Consider the following 13,289-nt stretch of genomic DNA (forward strand, 5'->3'; position numbering starts at 1 on the left):
ACACGGCGCCAAATTCAGTGCGCCGCGCCCCAGCTCGGACCGGTGCCGATTTCGATGCCGAGCGGTACCGACAGGGTGACCGCGGGCTCGGCCGCGTTTGCCATGACATGTTCGATGATCGGCCGCGCCGCCTCGACCTCGGCCTCGGGCAGTTCGAAGACGAGCTCGTCATGGACCTGGAGCAGCATCCGGGTCGCGTCGAGCCCCGCCGCGCGCAGTGCCGGGCCCATCCGCGCCATCGCGCGCTTGATGATGTCGGCGCTGGTTCCCTGGATCGGCGCGTTGATCGCGGCGCGCTCGCTGCCCTGGCGCTCGGCCTGGTTCGATGCATCGATTCGCGGGAAGTGCGTCTTGCGTCCGAACAACGTCTCGGTGAAGCGGTGCGCGCGCGCGAATTCGAGCGTTTCGGAGATATAGTTGCTGATGCCGGGGAAGCGTTCGAAATATTTGCTGATCATCGCCTGTGCCTCGTCGGGCGTGATCTCGAGCCGTGCGGCAAGCCCCCAGCGCGATATGCCGTAGAGAATCGCGAAGTTGATTGTCTTGGCGCGTCCGCGTGTGTCGCGGTTGACCTCGCCGAACAGCTCCATCGCCGTTGTCGCATGGACGTCGTCGCCGCGCGCGAAGGCGGCCTTGAGCTCGGGCACGTCGGCCATGTGCGCGGCGAGGCGCAGCTCGATCTGGCTATAGTCGGCGGCGAGGATGACATGGCTCGGCGCGGCGACGAAGGCGTGACGGATCTGTCGCCCGACCTCGGTGCGAATCGGGATGTTCTGCAGGTTGGGATCGGTCGAGGAAAGGCGCCCGGTCTGCGCGCCGGTCAGGCTGTAGCTGGTATGGACGCGCCCGGTCTTGGCGTTGATCTGCTCCTGCAGCGCGTCGGTATAGGTCGATTTCAGTTTCGACAGCTGGCGCCAGTCGACCAGCTTCTGCGCGATCGGCACGCCGTCCTTCTTGAGCCTTTCGAGCTCGTTGATGTCGGTCGACCAGACGCCCGACTTGCCCTTGCGCCCGCCCTTGAGGCCCATCTTGTCGAACAGCACTTCGCCGAGCTGCTTGGGGCTGCCGATCGTGAAGGGCGCGCCCGCTTCCTCGTGGATCGTTGTCTCGAGCCGCGCGATTTCAGACTCGAACCCCTGGCTCAGCCGCGACAGCTCGGCGCGATCGACCATGATGCCGCGCTGTTCCATCGCCGCGATCACGGGGACGAGCGGGCGATCGACCATCTGGTAGACGCGCGTGCCGCCCTCCGCCGCCATCCGCGCGGTGAAAACCTGCCACAGCCGATAGGTGACATCGGCATCCTCGGCGGCATATTCGGTCGCGGTGCCGAGATCGACCTCGGCAAAGCTGATCTGCTTCGCGCCAGTGCCGCAAACGTGCTTGAAGGCGATGCAAGCATGGTCGAGGTGGCGCTGCGCGAGCTCGTCCATGCCGTGCCCGCCGGCGCCGCCGTCGAGCGCGAAGCTCATCACGATCGTGTCGTCGAAATTGCGAAACTCGAGGCCGTGCTGCGCCAGTACCGACATGTCGTATTTGAGGTTGTGGCCGATCTTGCGCACCGCCTCGTCGATCAGCAACTTGTCGAGCTTCGCAGTGACGAGCGCGAGCGACAACTGCTCGGGTTTTTCGGAAAGGAGGTCGTTACCGCCATGGCCGATCGGAATATAGCACGCCTTGCCCGGCGCGGTGGCCATGCTGACCCCGACGAGCCGCCCGGTGATGCAATCGAGGCTGTCGGTCTCGGTATCGATCGCGACCGCGCCCGCGTGCCGCGCCTCGGCGATCCACGCGTCGAGCGCCGCCTCGGTCGTTACCGTCTCGTATTGCGAGCGGTCGATCGGCTGGTGTTCGCGCACGACCGCGACGGGTTTCGATGCTTCGCCGGGCTTGGGCGCATTGCCGTCGCCCGCGATCGCCGCGGCGAAATCGCGGTTCGACGCGTTGGGCGATGCCGCCGGCCCGCCGATCTTGAGCAGCAGCGACTTGAACCCGTGATGGTCGAGGAACGCGCGCAGCGGTTCTTCGGGAATGCCGTCGAGAGCCATGTCGTCGAGCGGCATCGGCAGCGCGACGGCGCAGTCAAGCTCGACCAGCACGCGCGACAGGCGCGCCATGTCGGCATGTTCGATCAGGCGGTCGCGCATCGCCGATTTCTTCATCTCGGGCGCGGCGGCCAGCACGCTTTCAAGGTCGCCATATTCGACCAGCAGCTTGGTCGCGGTCTTGGGGCCGATCCCGGGAACGCCGGGAATGTTGTCCGCGCTGTCGCCCATCAGCGCCAGCGCATCGCCGACCAGCTCGGGGCCGACGCCGAATTTCTCGATCACGTGCTCACGCCCCATGCGGACGTTCTTCATCGTGTCGAGCATGTCGACGCCCCCACCCCCGGAGGGAGAAGGCTCCTCGATGAGCTGCATCAGGTCCTTGTCCGAACTGACGATCGTCACCTTCCAGCCCTCGGCGACCGCCGCCTTGGTATAGCAGGCGATAATGTCGTCGGCCTCGTAGCCCGCTTCCTCGATGCACGGCAGCGAGAAGGCGCGCGTCGCATCGCGGATCATCGGGAATTGCGGGCGCAGGTCTTCGGGCGGCTCGGGCCGGTGCGCCTTGTATTCGGCATAGATCTCGTTGCGGAAGCTCTTCGAGTCCTTGTCGAGAATGACTGCGAGGTGGCTCGGCCCGTCGGCCTTGTCGAGCGCATCGACGAGCTTCCACAGCATCGTCGTATAGCCATAGACCGCGCCGACCGGCTCACCATGCTTGTTGGTCAGCGGCGGCAGCCGATGATAGGCGCGAAAGATGTACGACGATCCGTCGACGAGATAGAGGTGATTCTGCGACATCGGGCGGCGATAGCAGGGGTTCACCAGCTAGGCGAGACACCTCCTCTATCGTCTCCGTCGTCACCCTGAACTCGTTTCAGGGTCCATACGCGCCGAAACGAAAATCATCGCGCCGCGCCAGCCTCGATCAGCGTCCGTGCGTGTCGACCACCGCGCGCACGACGTTCTGCATCAGGCGCATCCGTTCGGGGATGCTCGCGGTCGTTTCGGCGAGCATCACCGCGATCGCATAGCGCGTGCCGTCGGGCGCGGTGAGGATGCCGATATCGTTATATCCCGTCGATGTGCCGCCGAATTCCTGCCCGGTGCCCGTCTTGTGGCCGATCTGCCAGCCAGCGGGGACGCCACCTTTCAGTCGTTGCGGGCCAGAATGCGTGCGCGACAAAGTCTCGGTCAGCAGCTTGGTCGATTGCGCGCTGAGCAGTTCGCCGCGCGCCAGCTTGGCGAGCGCGGCGACGACCGCCGAGGGCTGGGCGCCGTCGACCGGGTCGGCGACATAGGATTCGAGCGCCTTCTTGCGAATGAATTCGGGCACCTTGGCGCGCTCGACATAGAAGGTGCGATCCTTGCTGTACGCCTGGCTCCAGTTCATCCCGGCAATCCCGGCCTGGAGCAGGCGTTCGCCCGGGCCAAAGCGGATCGGGCCAAGACCGTTCTTGGCGATAAAGCCGCGCACCACATCTGGTCCGCCCGCGGTGCGCAGGAGCGAATCGTTGGCGGTATTGTCGCTGTGCGTGATTGCCTGTTCGATCAGGCTACCGACGGTTTCGCGGACGACGCCTTCGCGCGCGACACGCGCGGCGATCGGCTGGTGGAACACGGTGAGGTTTTCAGGGCCGATATCGACCGGCGTCGAAAGCGACAGGCGGCCGTTGTCGATCGCGTCGAGCACGGTCATCGTCACCCACAGTTTCGACACGCTTTGCTGCGGGAAATATTCGTCGCCGCGCTTGGCGTAGCTCCAGTCGCCGTCGATCCGGCGGACCGCGATGCCGGTCTTGCCGGGAAAGCTCGCCCACAGCTGGTCGATGCGCTCGGTCAGCGCGGCGGGCGGGCGGTTGAAACCGGGATCGGCGACCGCGGCGAACTGGCGTTCTACCGAAGGTGCCGGTGCCGCTATCGGTCGGTAGGTGACCGCGACCGGGCGCTGCGCCGGTGCGCTCTGCGAGGGAGCGACGCACGCGGCAAGTCCGCCGCCTGCCAGGGCCAGGAAAGTCGTGGCGCGAATGATGCGCAAAATACTCATGTCATGTTCCCGCTCGCGACTCCGGCTCGGCTGGTCGCTCGTCCTTACTATCGCCCAAAAACCCTTCGAAATCCTTTTTGCCGTCGAATTCAACCGCCTGTGTGCCACAGGCACGATTAACCGACACCGAACGACGACGGGTTGAGCGCGAAGCCCGGCTGCGCCATGACCGATTCGATGGAACAGTTCGATTTCTTCACGCTCGGCCTGCTGATGTTCGTCGCTTCGCTCGTCGCGATGCTGACACGGCGGATCGGCATGCCCTATTCGGTCGGACTGGTGTCGGCGGGCATTGCGCTCGCGCTGCTGCCGATCGGCCTCGCGCTGCCGCTGACCCCCGAACTCATCTTCCAGATATTCCTGCCGCCGTTGGTGTTCGAGGCGGCGATCCAGATCCCGTGGAAGCCGCTGCGCCGGGAACTGCCGCTGCTGCTCGCATTGGTGACGCTCGGCGTCGTCCTTGCGGCGGCGACGGTCGCGGCGGGGATGCATTTTATCATCGGCTGGAGCTGGATCGGCGCGGCCCTGTTCGGTGTACTCATCGCGGCGACCGATCCGGTCAGCGTCATCGCGCTTTTCAAGAGCGTGCGCGTGCCGCCGCGCCTCCACCTGCTCGTCGAATCGGAAAGCCTGCTCAACGATGGCGTCGCGGCGGTCGGCTTTGCCGTGCTCGTCGTCATCGCCGCCGGCGGGGATCTCGGCGTCGCGGAGATCTCGACCAAGCTGCTCGTGACAATCGTCGGCGGCATCGCGGCGGGCGCGATCGTCGCGCTGCCGCTGATCCTGATCGCCGGGCGGACCTCGGACCGGCTCGTCGAAACGACGCTGACGGTGCTGATCGCTTATGGCAGTTTCGGTCTCGCCGAACATTTCCACATGTCGGGCGTGCTCGCCGCGCTGACCGCGGGGATCATCGTCGGCAATTACGGTTTCATGGGTTCGATTTCGGACGATGGCCGTCCGGCGGTGGTCAATTTCTGGGAATATGCCGCGTTCCTCGTCAATTCGCTGATCTTCATCCTGATCGGCGGGCGCGAGGCGAGCCAGGCGTTCCTGCCCGTGCTCGGCGCTGCGGCGGTGGCGACCGCGCTCAGCCTGATCGCGCGCGCCATCGCGATCTATCCCGTCGCCTCGATCTTCCTCGGCACGCGTTTCGCGATCCCGTGGAAGTACAAGCACGTCCTGACCTGGGGCGGGCTCAAGGGCGCGCTCGCGCTTGCCTTGGCGCTGGCGCTCCCCGCGAGCATCCCCGAGCGCGGCGAGATCATCACCGTCGCCTTTGCCGTCGTGGCCTTCTCGATATTCATCCAGGGGCTGACGATGAAGCCGCTGATGCGGCGCCTGGGCCTGATCGAAAAGGGCGATCTCAGCGAGGACGCGGAAAAGACGCTGCACTAGGGCGTTCGCGCAGCCACGGCAGCAGCGCCGCCGCCCACAGCAGCGCGATGCCGATGCTGGCGAGCACGTCGCTGCCATGATGCGCGAGGACGAGCACGCGCTGCTCGGTGACGTAGACCGCGACCGCCAAGGCGGGCACCGCGAAACGCGGCCAGCGCAGCGCGATACCCAGCGCCAGCGCCCAGTAATAGCCGGTGTGCCCGCTCGGGAAACTGTACTGGCCGGGCACCAGCCACGGCGATGCGGCGTCGCCTTCGGGCAACCAGCGGACCGGGCGTTCGCGCCCCGCGACCCATTTGACCAGGTCGATACTGTACTGCGTCGTCGCCATCAGCGCGCCCCATGCCATGACGAAACGCGTCGCGACCCAGCCGCGCCGCAGTGCCAGCCAGCCGCCGAGCAGCACGACGGGGCCGACCACCGCGCTGACCGGCTTCAATGTCGCCCAGTCGAGATAGTGCTGCCAGTCGACCAGCGCCGCGCGCAGCGGCACGCGCGGTTCGAGCCAGCGCTCGATGCCCGGATCGAAGGCAAGGATCAGCAGCGCGCTCGCGATCAGGCAGGCGATGCCGCCCGCAATCAGCGCGTTGCGCAGGCGCAGCGTGTCAGGGAACAAGCACCGTATCCTCGGCGATCGGCAGCGTTTCGGGATAATCGAGCGTATAATGCAGCCCGCGGCTCTCGTGGCGTTTGAGCGCAGACCGCACGATCAGTTCGGCGGTGGCGAGCAGGTTGCGCAGTTCGATGAGGTCCTGCGTGACGCGAAACGAGCCATAGAAATCGGCGATCTCGTGGCGTAGCAATTCGATCCGGTTGAGCGCGCGATTGAGCCGCTTGGTGGTGCGCACGATGCCGACATAGTTCCACATGAAGCGGCGGATCTCGGTCCAGTTCTGCTTGATCACGACCTCTTCGTCGCTGTCGGTAACCCGGCTTTCGTCCCACGGCTTGACCGGCGGCGGCGCGGACAGATCATCCCAGTGCGCACGGATATGGTTGGCGACCGCCTCGCCGAAGACGAAGCATTCGAGCAGCGAATTCGACGCGAGCCGGTTGGCGCCGTGGAGGCCGCTCTCGGTCACCTCGCCCGCCGCGTACAGGCCGGGCAGGTCGGTCTTGCCGTCGAGATCGACGATCACCCCGCCGCAGGTGTAATGCTGCGCGGGTACCACCGGGATTGGCCCCTTGGTCATGTCGATGCCGAGCCCGAGCAGTTTCTCGTGGATCGTCGGGAAGTGGTGGATGACGAACTCGGCGGGCTTGTGGCTGATGTCGAGATGGACGTAGTCGAGGCCGAAACGCTTGATCTGGTCGTCGATCGCGCGTGCGACGATATCGCGCGGGGCCAGCTCGGCGCGATCGTCGTAATCGGGCATGAACCGGTGGCCGGTGACGGGGTGCTTGAGCAGCCCGCCTTCGCCGCGCACCGCCTCGGTGATCAGGAAATTCTTGACCTCAAGGTTATACAGGCAGGTCGGGTGGAACTGCATCATTTCCATGTTTGAAACGCGGCAGCCGGCGCGCCATGCCATCGCGATGCCGTCGCCCGTCGCACCGCGCGGTGCGGTCGAAAACTGGTAGACGCGCCCCGCGCCGCCGGTTGCCAGCACCGTCGCGCGCGCGGTCAGCGCGGCGACCTTGCCGGTCGATTTGTCGAGTGCATAGACGCCCCAGACGCGCCCCGCGCCTGAATATTCGACGCCGTGACGCCCGGTGATCAGGTCGATCCCGACCATGTCGGCGCGCACGGTGATATTGGGGTTGGCGGCGGCGGCCTTTTCGAGCGCGGTCTGGACCGATCGCCCCGTGGCGTCGTCGACATGGACGATGCGGCGGTGGCTGTGTCCGCCCTCGCGCGTCAGGTGCCAGTTTTCGCCGAGCGTCATGTCGGCCGCGTCGTCTCCCTCTTCGCGGTTGAACGGCACGCCCATCTCGGCGAGCCGCTCGATCGCCTTTGGCGCGTTCTCGATAACGAACTTGACCGTGGCGATGTCGTTCAATCCCGCGCCCGCATCCATCGTGTCGGCGATATGGCTTTCGAATGTGTCGCCGGCGTCGAGCACCGCGGCGATCCCGCCCTGCGCCCAGGTCGTCGATCCCCCGTCGATCGCGCCCTTGACGATGACCAGTACCTTGAACCTCTCGGCGAGCGTGATCGCCGCGGTCAGCCCCGCGGCACCCGATCCGATAACGATGACATCGTGCATCTAAAGCCCCTCCCCTTCAGGGGAGGGGTTGGGGTGGGGGCGTCCCCCAAGTACGGCGCCCTGGGCACTCCCCCACCCCCGACCCCTCCCCTGAAGGGGAGGGGTAAGGGCTGCCGAGATTCTCATGCTCACGCCGCCGCGTCCGCGTTGTTCTCGCGCGTCAGCTTCAAGAACACGTCCTCGAGGTCGGCCTCGCGCGTCACCACATCGACGATGTCGTAATGCCCCGCCTGGACCGCGGTAATCACCTCGCCCGCGGTTGCCTTGTCCATGTCGAAGGTGATCGCGATCTGGCGTTCGCCGATCGCCTCGACCTTTTCGAAGCTGCGCCCCTGCGGCAGCGCATCGACATCCTGGCCAAGCGTCACGACGACGGTCTTCTCGCGCCCCATCGCGACGAGCTCGCGAGTCGGCTTGTCGGCGATCAGCTTGCCGTGGTTGATGATCGCGATGCGGTCGCACAGTTCCTCGGCTTCCTCGAGATAGTGCGTCGTCAGCACGACGGTCACGCCCTCGGCATTGAGACTGCGGACATAATCCCAAAGCTGTTGCCGTAGCTCGATATCGACGCCCGCGGTCGGCTCATCGAGGACGATGATCGGCGGCGAATGGACCATGGCCTTGGCCACCATCAAACGGCGCTTCATGCCCCCCGACAGCGTCCGCGCATAGGCTTCGGCCTTGTCTTCGAGGCGCACCGCGCGAAGCAGTTCCTCGGTGATCCGCTGGTCCTTGGGCACGCCGTAAAATCCCGCCTGGTTCTCGAGCGTTTCGCGCGGGGTGAAGAACGGATCGAACATGATCTCCTGCGGGACGATGCCGATCGATCTTTTGGCGTTGCGCGGGTCGCGGTCGATGTCGAAGCCCCAGATTTCGGCGCTGCCGCTGGTTTTCTTGACCATCCCGGCGAGGATGTTGATCAGCGTCGACTTGCCCGCGCCATTGGGGCCGAGCAGGCCGAACACGCTGCCGCGCGGGATGTCGAGCGTGACATTATCGAGCGCGCGTTTCCCGCCAGAATACGTCTTCGACAGCTCGCGGATCGCGATCGCCGGCGGCTGGCCGCTCGCGGGTTGGGCGGGACGATTGGCGGCGAGGGGGGCGGTGGCGGTCATGAGGTTCGATTAGCGATCAATTCGCCGCCGCGCAAAGGGGCACTGCACCCGCGCATCGCGATTGCACGCCTTTATATGCGCTGCTAATGGCGCAGCCATGATCCCGCCTCCCGAAACCCTCACCGTCGATCACCGCCGCGTCGCCTGCGATGGCGTACCGCTTGGCAAGGCTGGGCTGTTGCCCGGTGGCGCCGCGCTCGGCCACCCGCGCGTTTATCTCGAGATCGACGAAAAAGGCTATGTCGATTGCGGCTATTGCGACCGCCGCTTCATCCTCGCCGGCGGACCCGCCGATGGTGCCGATCAGTCGCAACTGCCCGACATCGCGTCTGGCGCCAGCCTCTGAAGGCCCTATATCGGTTGCATGACCGATATTTCAGACCCGCGCAGCTTTCTCTATCGCCCCGGCCAACTCGACCCCGACGGCGCCCAGCGGCTCGTCCGCGAGGCCTTGAAGGCGAGCGACGACGGCGAGCTCTACCTCCAGTATAGCGCGAGCGAGAGCTTCGGATTCGACGACGGCCGGCTGAAAACCGCAGACTATTCGACCGATTCGGGCTTCGGCCTGCGCGGCGTCTCGGGCGAGATGACGGGTTTCGCCCACGCCAACGACATTTCCGAAGCGGGTATCCGCCGCGCCGCAGAGACGCTCGCTTTGCTCGACCCGTCAAAGGTCGGCCCCGCGCCCGCACCGGCGCGGACCAACCGCCACCTCTATACCGACGGCAATCCGCTCGACCTCGTCCCCTTCGCGAGGAAGGTGGCACTGTGCCAGGAAGTCGACGCCGCCGCGCGCGCGCGGGATCCGCGCGTCGCGCAGGTCAGCGTCAGCCTGTCGGGATCGTGGAGCGTCGTCGAGATCGTCCGCCCCGACGGCTTCATCGCGACCGACGTCCGCCCGCTCGTCCGGCTCAACGTCGGCATCGTCGTCGAAGAGAACGGCCGCCGCGAAATGGGCGCCTTCGGGATCGGCGGCCGCTATCTCTACGACCGCCTGTTCGAACCCGCGACATGGAACCGCGCGATCGACGAGGCGCTTGCCCAGGCGACGGTCAATCTGCGCAGCGTCGCTGCCCCGGCGGGCGAGATGACCGTGTTGCTCGGCCCCGGCTGGCCCGGCGTGCTGCTCCACGAAGCGATCGGCCACGGTCTCGAGGGCGATTTCAACCGCAAGGGCACGAGCGCCTTTTCGGGCCGTATCGGCGAACGCGTCGGTGCGCCAGGCATCACCATCGTCGACGACGGCAGCCTGGCCGACCGGCGCGGCTCGCTCAGCATCGACGACGAAGGCACGCCGACCCAGGAAACGACGCTGATCGAGGACGGCATCCTCAAGGGATACATGCAGGACCGGCTCAATGCGCGGCTGATGGGCGTCGCCCCGACGGGCAATGGCCGGCGGCAGGATTACGCGCACGCGCCGATGCCGCGAATGACCAACACCTTCATGAAATCGGGCAATGACGATCCCGCCGAGCTTTTGCGCCGCGTCAAGAAGGGCATTTTTGCGAAAAGCTTCGGCGGCGGCCAGGTCGACATCGTCTCGGGCAAGTTCGTCTTCTCGTGCACCGAGGCGTACAAGATCGAGAACGGCAAACTGGGCGATCCGATCAAGGGCGCGACGCTGATTGGCGATGGCCCGACCGTGCTGACCAAGGTCACCGGCATCGGCAACGACAGCGCCTTGGACGAGGGCGTCGGCATTTGCGGCAAGGGCGGCCAATCGGTCCCCGCAGGCGTCGGTCAACCAACGCTGCTGGTCAGCGCGTTGACCGTCGGCGGGACGGCGGCTTGAGCGACTGGCCTGCCACGCTGCTGACCTATTGGTTCGATGAACTCGACCGCCAATACTGGTTCGCGGGCAATGACGGCGTCGATGCCGAGATTGGCGCACGCTTCGGCGGCCTGTGGGAGGCACAGCGGAGCCATCCGGTGGTCGATTTCCTCAACGATCCCGAAACCGCGCGCGCCGCAGTCCTGCTGTTCGACCAGGTGCCGCGCAACATGTTCCGCGACGATCCCCGCGCCTTTGCGACCGACCCGCTCGCGCGCGCCATCGCGACGGCAGCGGTCGAGGCGGGATGGGAGCAGGGGCTGTCGCTTTACGAACGCCAGTTCCTCTATATGCCGTTGATGCATAGCGAAGATATCGGCGACCAGCAGCGCAGCCTGGCGCTGTTCTCGGGGCTCGGCGATCCCCAGATTACCGACTACGCGCGCAAGCATTACGAAACGATCGAACGCTTCGGCCGCTTCCCGCATCGCAACGCGGTCCTCGGTCGCGACAGCACGCCCGAAGAAATCGCCGCGATCGCCGCGGGCGCGCACTGGTGAGCACCGCCAAGCCGCGTCTCGAACTCGCCAATCCGTTCGCACGAAGCTGGGCCGCGCTGCGCCGCTGGCCAAATGCGCGCCAATGGCTGCAGGCTGCACCCGTGCTCGCCGCGACCGCTGCGATCGTCCTCGCCATCGCGATGATCGGCGGCTTTGCGCACTGGGCGCCGCTGCCCTTTGGCGCCGAGTGGCTGCGCATCGCCGCGATCGCGCTGATCCTGCCCGCATTGGTCGAGGAGTTCGTCTTTCGCGGCCTGCTGATGCCCGTGCCCGGCATCGTCTCGATGCGGATCGGCATGTGGCTGTCGATCGCATTGTTTGTTCTCTGGCACCCGCTCCAGGCGGTCGCCTTCGGCCCGCCATGGTCGGCGCTGTTCCTCGCCCCCGCCTATCTCGCTGCCGTCCTTGTCCTTGCCATCGGCCTGACGCATGTGCGGATCGTGACCGGTTCGCTGTGGCCCGCTATACTGGGTCACTGGCTGATCGTGGCGGCGTGGAAGCTGCTCTTCGCCGGCCCGTTCTGAAGGGAGCGCATTATGTCCGATTTCACCGATACGCTCACCGAGGCGCACAGCGCGTTCATCGCCGACCAGCCGGTGTTCTTCGTCGCAACCGCGGCCGAGGACGCGCGGATCAACCTCAGCCCCAAGGGGCTCGACACCTTCCGTATCCTCTCCCCGTCGCACGTCGCCTGGCTCGATCTTGGCGGTTCGGGGAACGAAACCCACGCCCACCTCGTTGCCGATGGACGTATCACGATCATGTTCTGCAATTTTCACAACCCTGCGAATATCCTGCGCATCTATGGCACCGGCACCCCCGTGCTGCCGCAGGACGACGGCTGGGATGCGCTGGCGACACATTTCGAGATGCTGCCCGGCACGCGCCAGATCTTCGATGTCGAGGTCGGCAGCGTCCAGACGAGCTGCGGCTGGGGCGTGCCGCTGATGGAATTGAAGCGCGACCGCGCGACGCTGACCAAATATCACGCGCAAAAGGATCCCGACGCATGGGTCACCAAGGTTCAAAAGCTCACCAGGAGCATCGACGGCCTGCCGACGACGCCGACCAAGCGCTATTTCGGGCCGCCCGGACGATGAGGACGCTCACATGAGTTTGGTCGAAGTCGCGCGCTTCCCCAACGGCATGGAGGCGGAGATCGTCCGCACCCGGCTGGCGTCAGAAGGCATCATGGCGTTCTGTTTCGACGGCGGGATGAACATCGCCGACGGGGCAGGGCTGCTGATCCCGGTGCGCGTCATGGTCATTCCCGACGACCTCGCCGACGCGCGCGCAATCCTGGTCGATACCGGCCTGCTCGACCCTCCCGAGGCCGCAGCATGATCCGCGTCGCGAGCTACAATATCCGCAAGTGCATCGGCACCGACCGCCGCCGCGTTCCGGGCCGCGTGCTCGACGTGATCGCCGAAGTCGATGCCGACGTCATCGCGCTGCAGGAGGCCGATCGCCGCTTCGGCGCGCGGCCCAGCGCGCTGCCGCCCGAACAGATCGCGCGCATGGGCTATCGCTCGGTCGAGCTCGGCGGCCGCGCCGCGTCGATCGGCTGGCACGGCAACGCGATCCTCGTCCGCGAGGACGCCCGGATCGAAAACGCCCGGCCGCTCGACCTGCCGACGCTCGAACCGCGCGGCGCGGTGATGGCCGAAATCGATTTCGGCGCGGGCAAGCGGTTGCGCGTTATCGGCATGCACCTCGACCTCAGCGGCCTGTGGCGCCGGCGACAAGTCCGCGCGCTGCTCGACCAGGTCGACGGCTGCGAAGAGACGCTGCCGACCGTCCTGATGGGCGACATGAACGAATGGACTCGCAGCGGCGGGTCGTTGCGCGAAATCGGCACGGGTTACGAACTCGTCGCGACCGGGCGCAGCTTTCACAGCCGCCGGCCCGTCGCCGAGCTCGACCGGATCATCTTGAGCAGCGGCGTGACGATGAACAATGGCGGTGTCCACCACAGCCCGCTCGCCACGCGCGCCTCCGACCACCTGCCGATCTGGGCCGACATTGCCGCCGAGGGCTGGCTGCCCAATCCCGCCGCTCGCCGCAAGGATCCTGCCTAAAATATAGGCACCGACGTCGGCCGGTTTGCGGCTGTCGACGCTTTGCTGCGCCGCATCACATGGCA

Annotated in this window: 13 protein-coding genes; 8 read left to right on the forward strand and 5 right to left on the reverse strand. The window is 66.2% G+C overall.

The genetic code is table 11. The annotated features are described in order from the left end of the window. Positions 1-14: 14 nt before the first annotated feature. Both polA and FSZ31_RS02665 read right to left on the reverse strand, forming a co-directional pair. The gene (gene polA / locus FSZ31_RS02660; protein WP_147121494.1) at positions 15-2,846 is read right to left on the reverse strand and encodes a DNA polymerase I; all 2,832 of its coding nucleotides are present in this window, start codon (positions 2,844-2,846) and stop codon (positions 15-17) included. Between the two features lie 127 nt (positions 2,847-2,973). Then, positions 2,974-4,092: a serine hydrolase gene (locus FSZ31_RS02665; protein ID WP_147121495.1), complete on the reverse strand. Its 1,119-nt coding sequence runs from the start codon at positions 4,090-4,092 to the stop codon at positions 2,974-2,976. Between the two features lie 165 nt (positions 4,093-4,257). On the opposite strand from FSZ31_RS02665, the gene FSZ31_RS02670 reads away from it, so the two are divergent. Then, positions 4,258-5,490: a cation:proton antiporter gene (locus tag FSZ31_RS02670; RefSeq protein ID WP_236643630.1), complete on the forward strand. Its 1,233-nt coding sequence runs from the start codon at positions 4,258-4,260 to the stop codon at positions 5,488-5,490. Here the strand turns inward: FSZ31_RS02670 and FSZ31_RS02675 are convergent. The 3 genes from FSZ31_RS02675 to FSZ31_RS02685 all read right to left on the reverse strand — a co-directional run bounded on the left by FSZ31_RS02675 (position 5,459) and on the right by FSZ31_RS02685 (position 8,812). After that, positions 5,459-6,106: a phosphatase PAP2 family protein gene (locus FSZ31_RS02675; RefSeq protein WP_147121496.1), complete on the reverse strand. Its 648-nt coding sequence runs from the start codon at positions 6,104-6,106 to the stop codon at positions 5,459-5,461. The two genes, FSZ31_RS02670 and FSZ31_RS02675, sit on opposite strands and share 32 nt — an antisense overlap. Further along, a complete protein-coding gene (nadB, locus tag FSZ31_RS02680; RefSeq protein ID WP_147121497.1) occupies positions 6,096-7,697 on the reverse strand; it encodes an L-aspartate oxidase in 1,602 nt (533 codons plus the stop codon). The genes FSZ31_RS02675 and nadB overlap by 11 nt, the downstream gene beginning before the upstream one ends. Positions 7,698-7,825: 128 nt before the next feature. Next, positions 7,826-8,812, reverse strand: coding sequence for an ABC transporter ATP-binding protein (locus tag FSZ31_RS02685; protein WP_147121498.1), 987 nt, complete (start codon positions 8,810-8,812; stop codon positions 7,826-7,828). Positions 8,813-8,909: 97 nt separating this feature from the next. Here FSZ31_RS02685 and FSZ31_RS02690 point away from each other — a divergent pair, with 97 nt between their 5' ends. Genes FSZ31_RS02690 through FSZ31_RS02720 form a run of 7 tightly spaced genes read left to right on the forward strand, consistent with a single transcriptional unit; the run spans position 8,910 to position 13,224 of the window. After that, the gene (locus FSZ31_RS02690) at positions 8,910-9,158 is read left to right on the forward strand and encodes a zinc-finger domain-containing protein (protein WP_147121499.1); all 249 of its coding nucleotides are present in this window, start codon (positions 8,910-8,912) and stop codon (positions 9,156-9,158) included. A gap of 18 nt (positions 9,159-9,176) precedes the next feature. Next, positions 9,177-10,607 (forward strand): metalloprotease TldD, encoded by a 1,431-nt coding sequence (gene tldD, locus FSZ31_RS02695; RefSeq protein WP_147121500.1) that lies wholly within the window; start codon positions 9,177-9,179, stop codon positions 10,605-10,607. Next, a complete protein-coding gene (locus FSZ31_RS02700; RefSeq protein WP_147121501.1) occupies positions 10,604-11,146 on the forward strand; it encodes a DUF924 family protein in 543 nt (180 codons plus the stop codon). Before tldD ends, FSZ31_RS02700 begins: the two co-directional genes overlap by 4 nt. Then, the gene (locus tag FSZ31_RS02705; protein ID WP_147121502.1) at positions 11,143-11,670 is read left to right on the forward strand and encodes a CPBP family glutamic-type intramembrane protease; all 528 of its coding nucleotides are present in this window, start codon (positions 11,143-11,145) and stop codon (positions 11,668-11,670) included. Before FSZ31_RS02700 ends, FSZ31_RS02705 begins: the two co-directional genes overlap by 4 nt. Positions 11,671-11,682: 12 nt before the next feature. Further along, complete coding sequence (locus tag FSZ31_RS02710) at positions 11,683-12,246, forward strand: pyridoxamine 5'-phosphate oxidase family protein (protein ID WP_147121503.1); 564 nt, start codon at positions 11,683-11,685, stop codon at positions 12,244-12,246. Positions 12,247-12,256: 10 nt separating this feature from the next. Next, positions 12,257-12,490 carry a putative signal transducing protein gene (locus FSZ31_RS02715; RefSeq protein ID WP_147121504.1) on the forward strand — a complete coding sequence of 78 codons (234 nt, stop codon included), beginning with the start codon at positions 12,257-12,259 and terminating at the stop codon, positions 12,488-12,490. Further along, entirely contained in the window at positions 12,487-13,224 is a 738-nt protein-coding gene (locus FSZ31_RS02720; protein WP_147121505.1) for an endonuclease/exonuclease/phosphatase family protein, read from the forward strand. Before FSZ31_RS02715 ends, FSZ31_RS02720 begins: the two co-directional genes overlap by 4 nt. Positions 13,225-13,289: the final 65 nt, after the last annotated feature.

It is taken from the genome of Flavisphingopyxis soli (assembly GCF_007995095.1).
In the GTDB taxonomy this organism is placed as follows: domain Bacteria; phylum Pseudomonadota; class Alphaproteobacteria; order Sphingomonadales; family Sphingomonadaceae; genus Flavisphingopyxis; species Flavisphingopyxis soli.

Coding starts and splice junctions, on each gene's coding strand:
- FSZ31_RS02720 (WP_147121505.1), top strand. CDS start 12,487: ATGATCCGCGTCGCGAGCTACAATATCCGCAAGTGCATCGGCACCGAC.
- polA (WP_147121494.1), bottom strand. CDS start 2,846: ATGTCGCAGAATCACCTCTATCTCGTCGACGGATCGTCGTACATCTTT.
- FSZ31_RS02715 (WP_147121504.1), top strand. CDS start 12,257: ATGAGTTTGGTCGAAGTCGCGCGCTTCCCCAACGGCATGGAGGCGGAG.
- FSZ31_RS02690 (WP_147121499.1), top strand. CDS start 8,910: ATGATCCCGCCTCCCGAAACCCTCACCGTCGATCACCGCCGCGTCGCC.
- FSZ31_RS02685 (WP_147121498.1), bottom strand. CDS start 8,812: ATGACCGCCACCGCCCCCCTCGCCGCCAATCGTCCCGCCCAACCCGCG.
- FSZ31_RS02710 (WP_147121503.1), top strand. CDS start 11,683: ATGTCCGATTTCACCGATACGCTCACCGAGGCGCACAGCGCGTTCATC.
- nadB (WP_147121497.1), bottom strand. CDS start 7,697: ATGCACGATGTCATCGTTATCGGATCGGGTGCCGCGGGGCTGACCGCG.
- FSZ31_RS02670 (WP_236643630.1), top strand. CDS start 4,258: ATGACCGATTCGATGGAACAGTTCGATTTCTTCACGCTCGGCCTGCTG.
- tldD (WP_147121500.1), top strand. CDS start 9,177: ATGACCGATATTTCAGACCCGCGCAGCTTTCTCTATCGCCCCGGCCAA.
- FSZ31_RS02665 (WP_147121495.1), bottom strand. CDS start 4,092: ATGAGTATTTTGCGCATCATTCGCGCCACGACTTTCCTGGCCCTGGCA.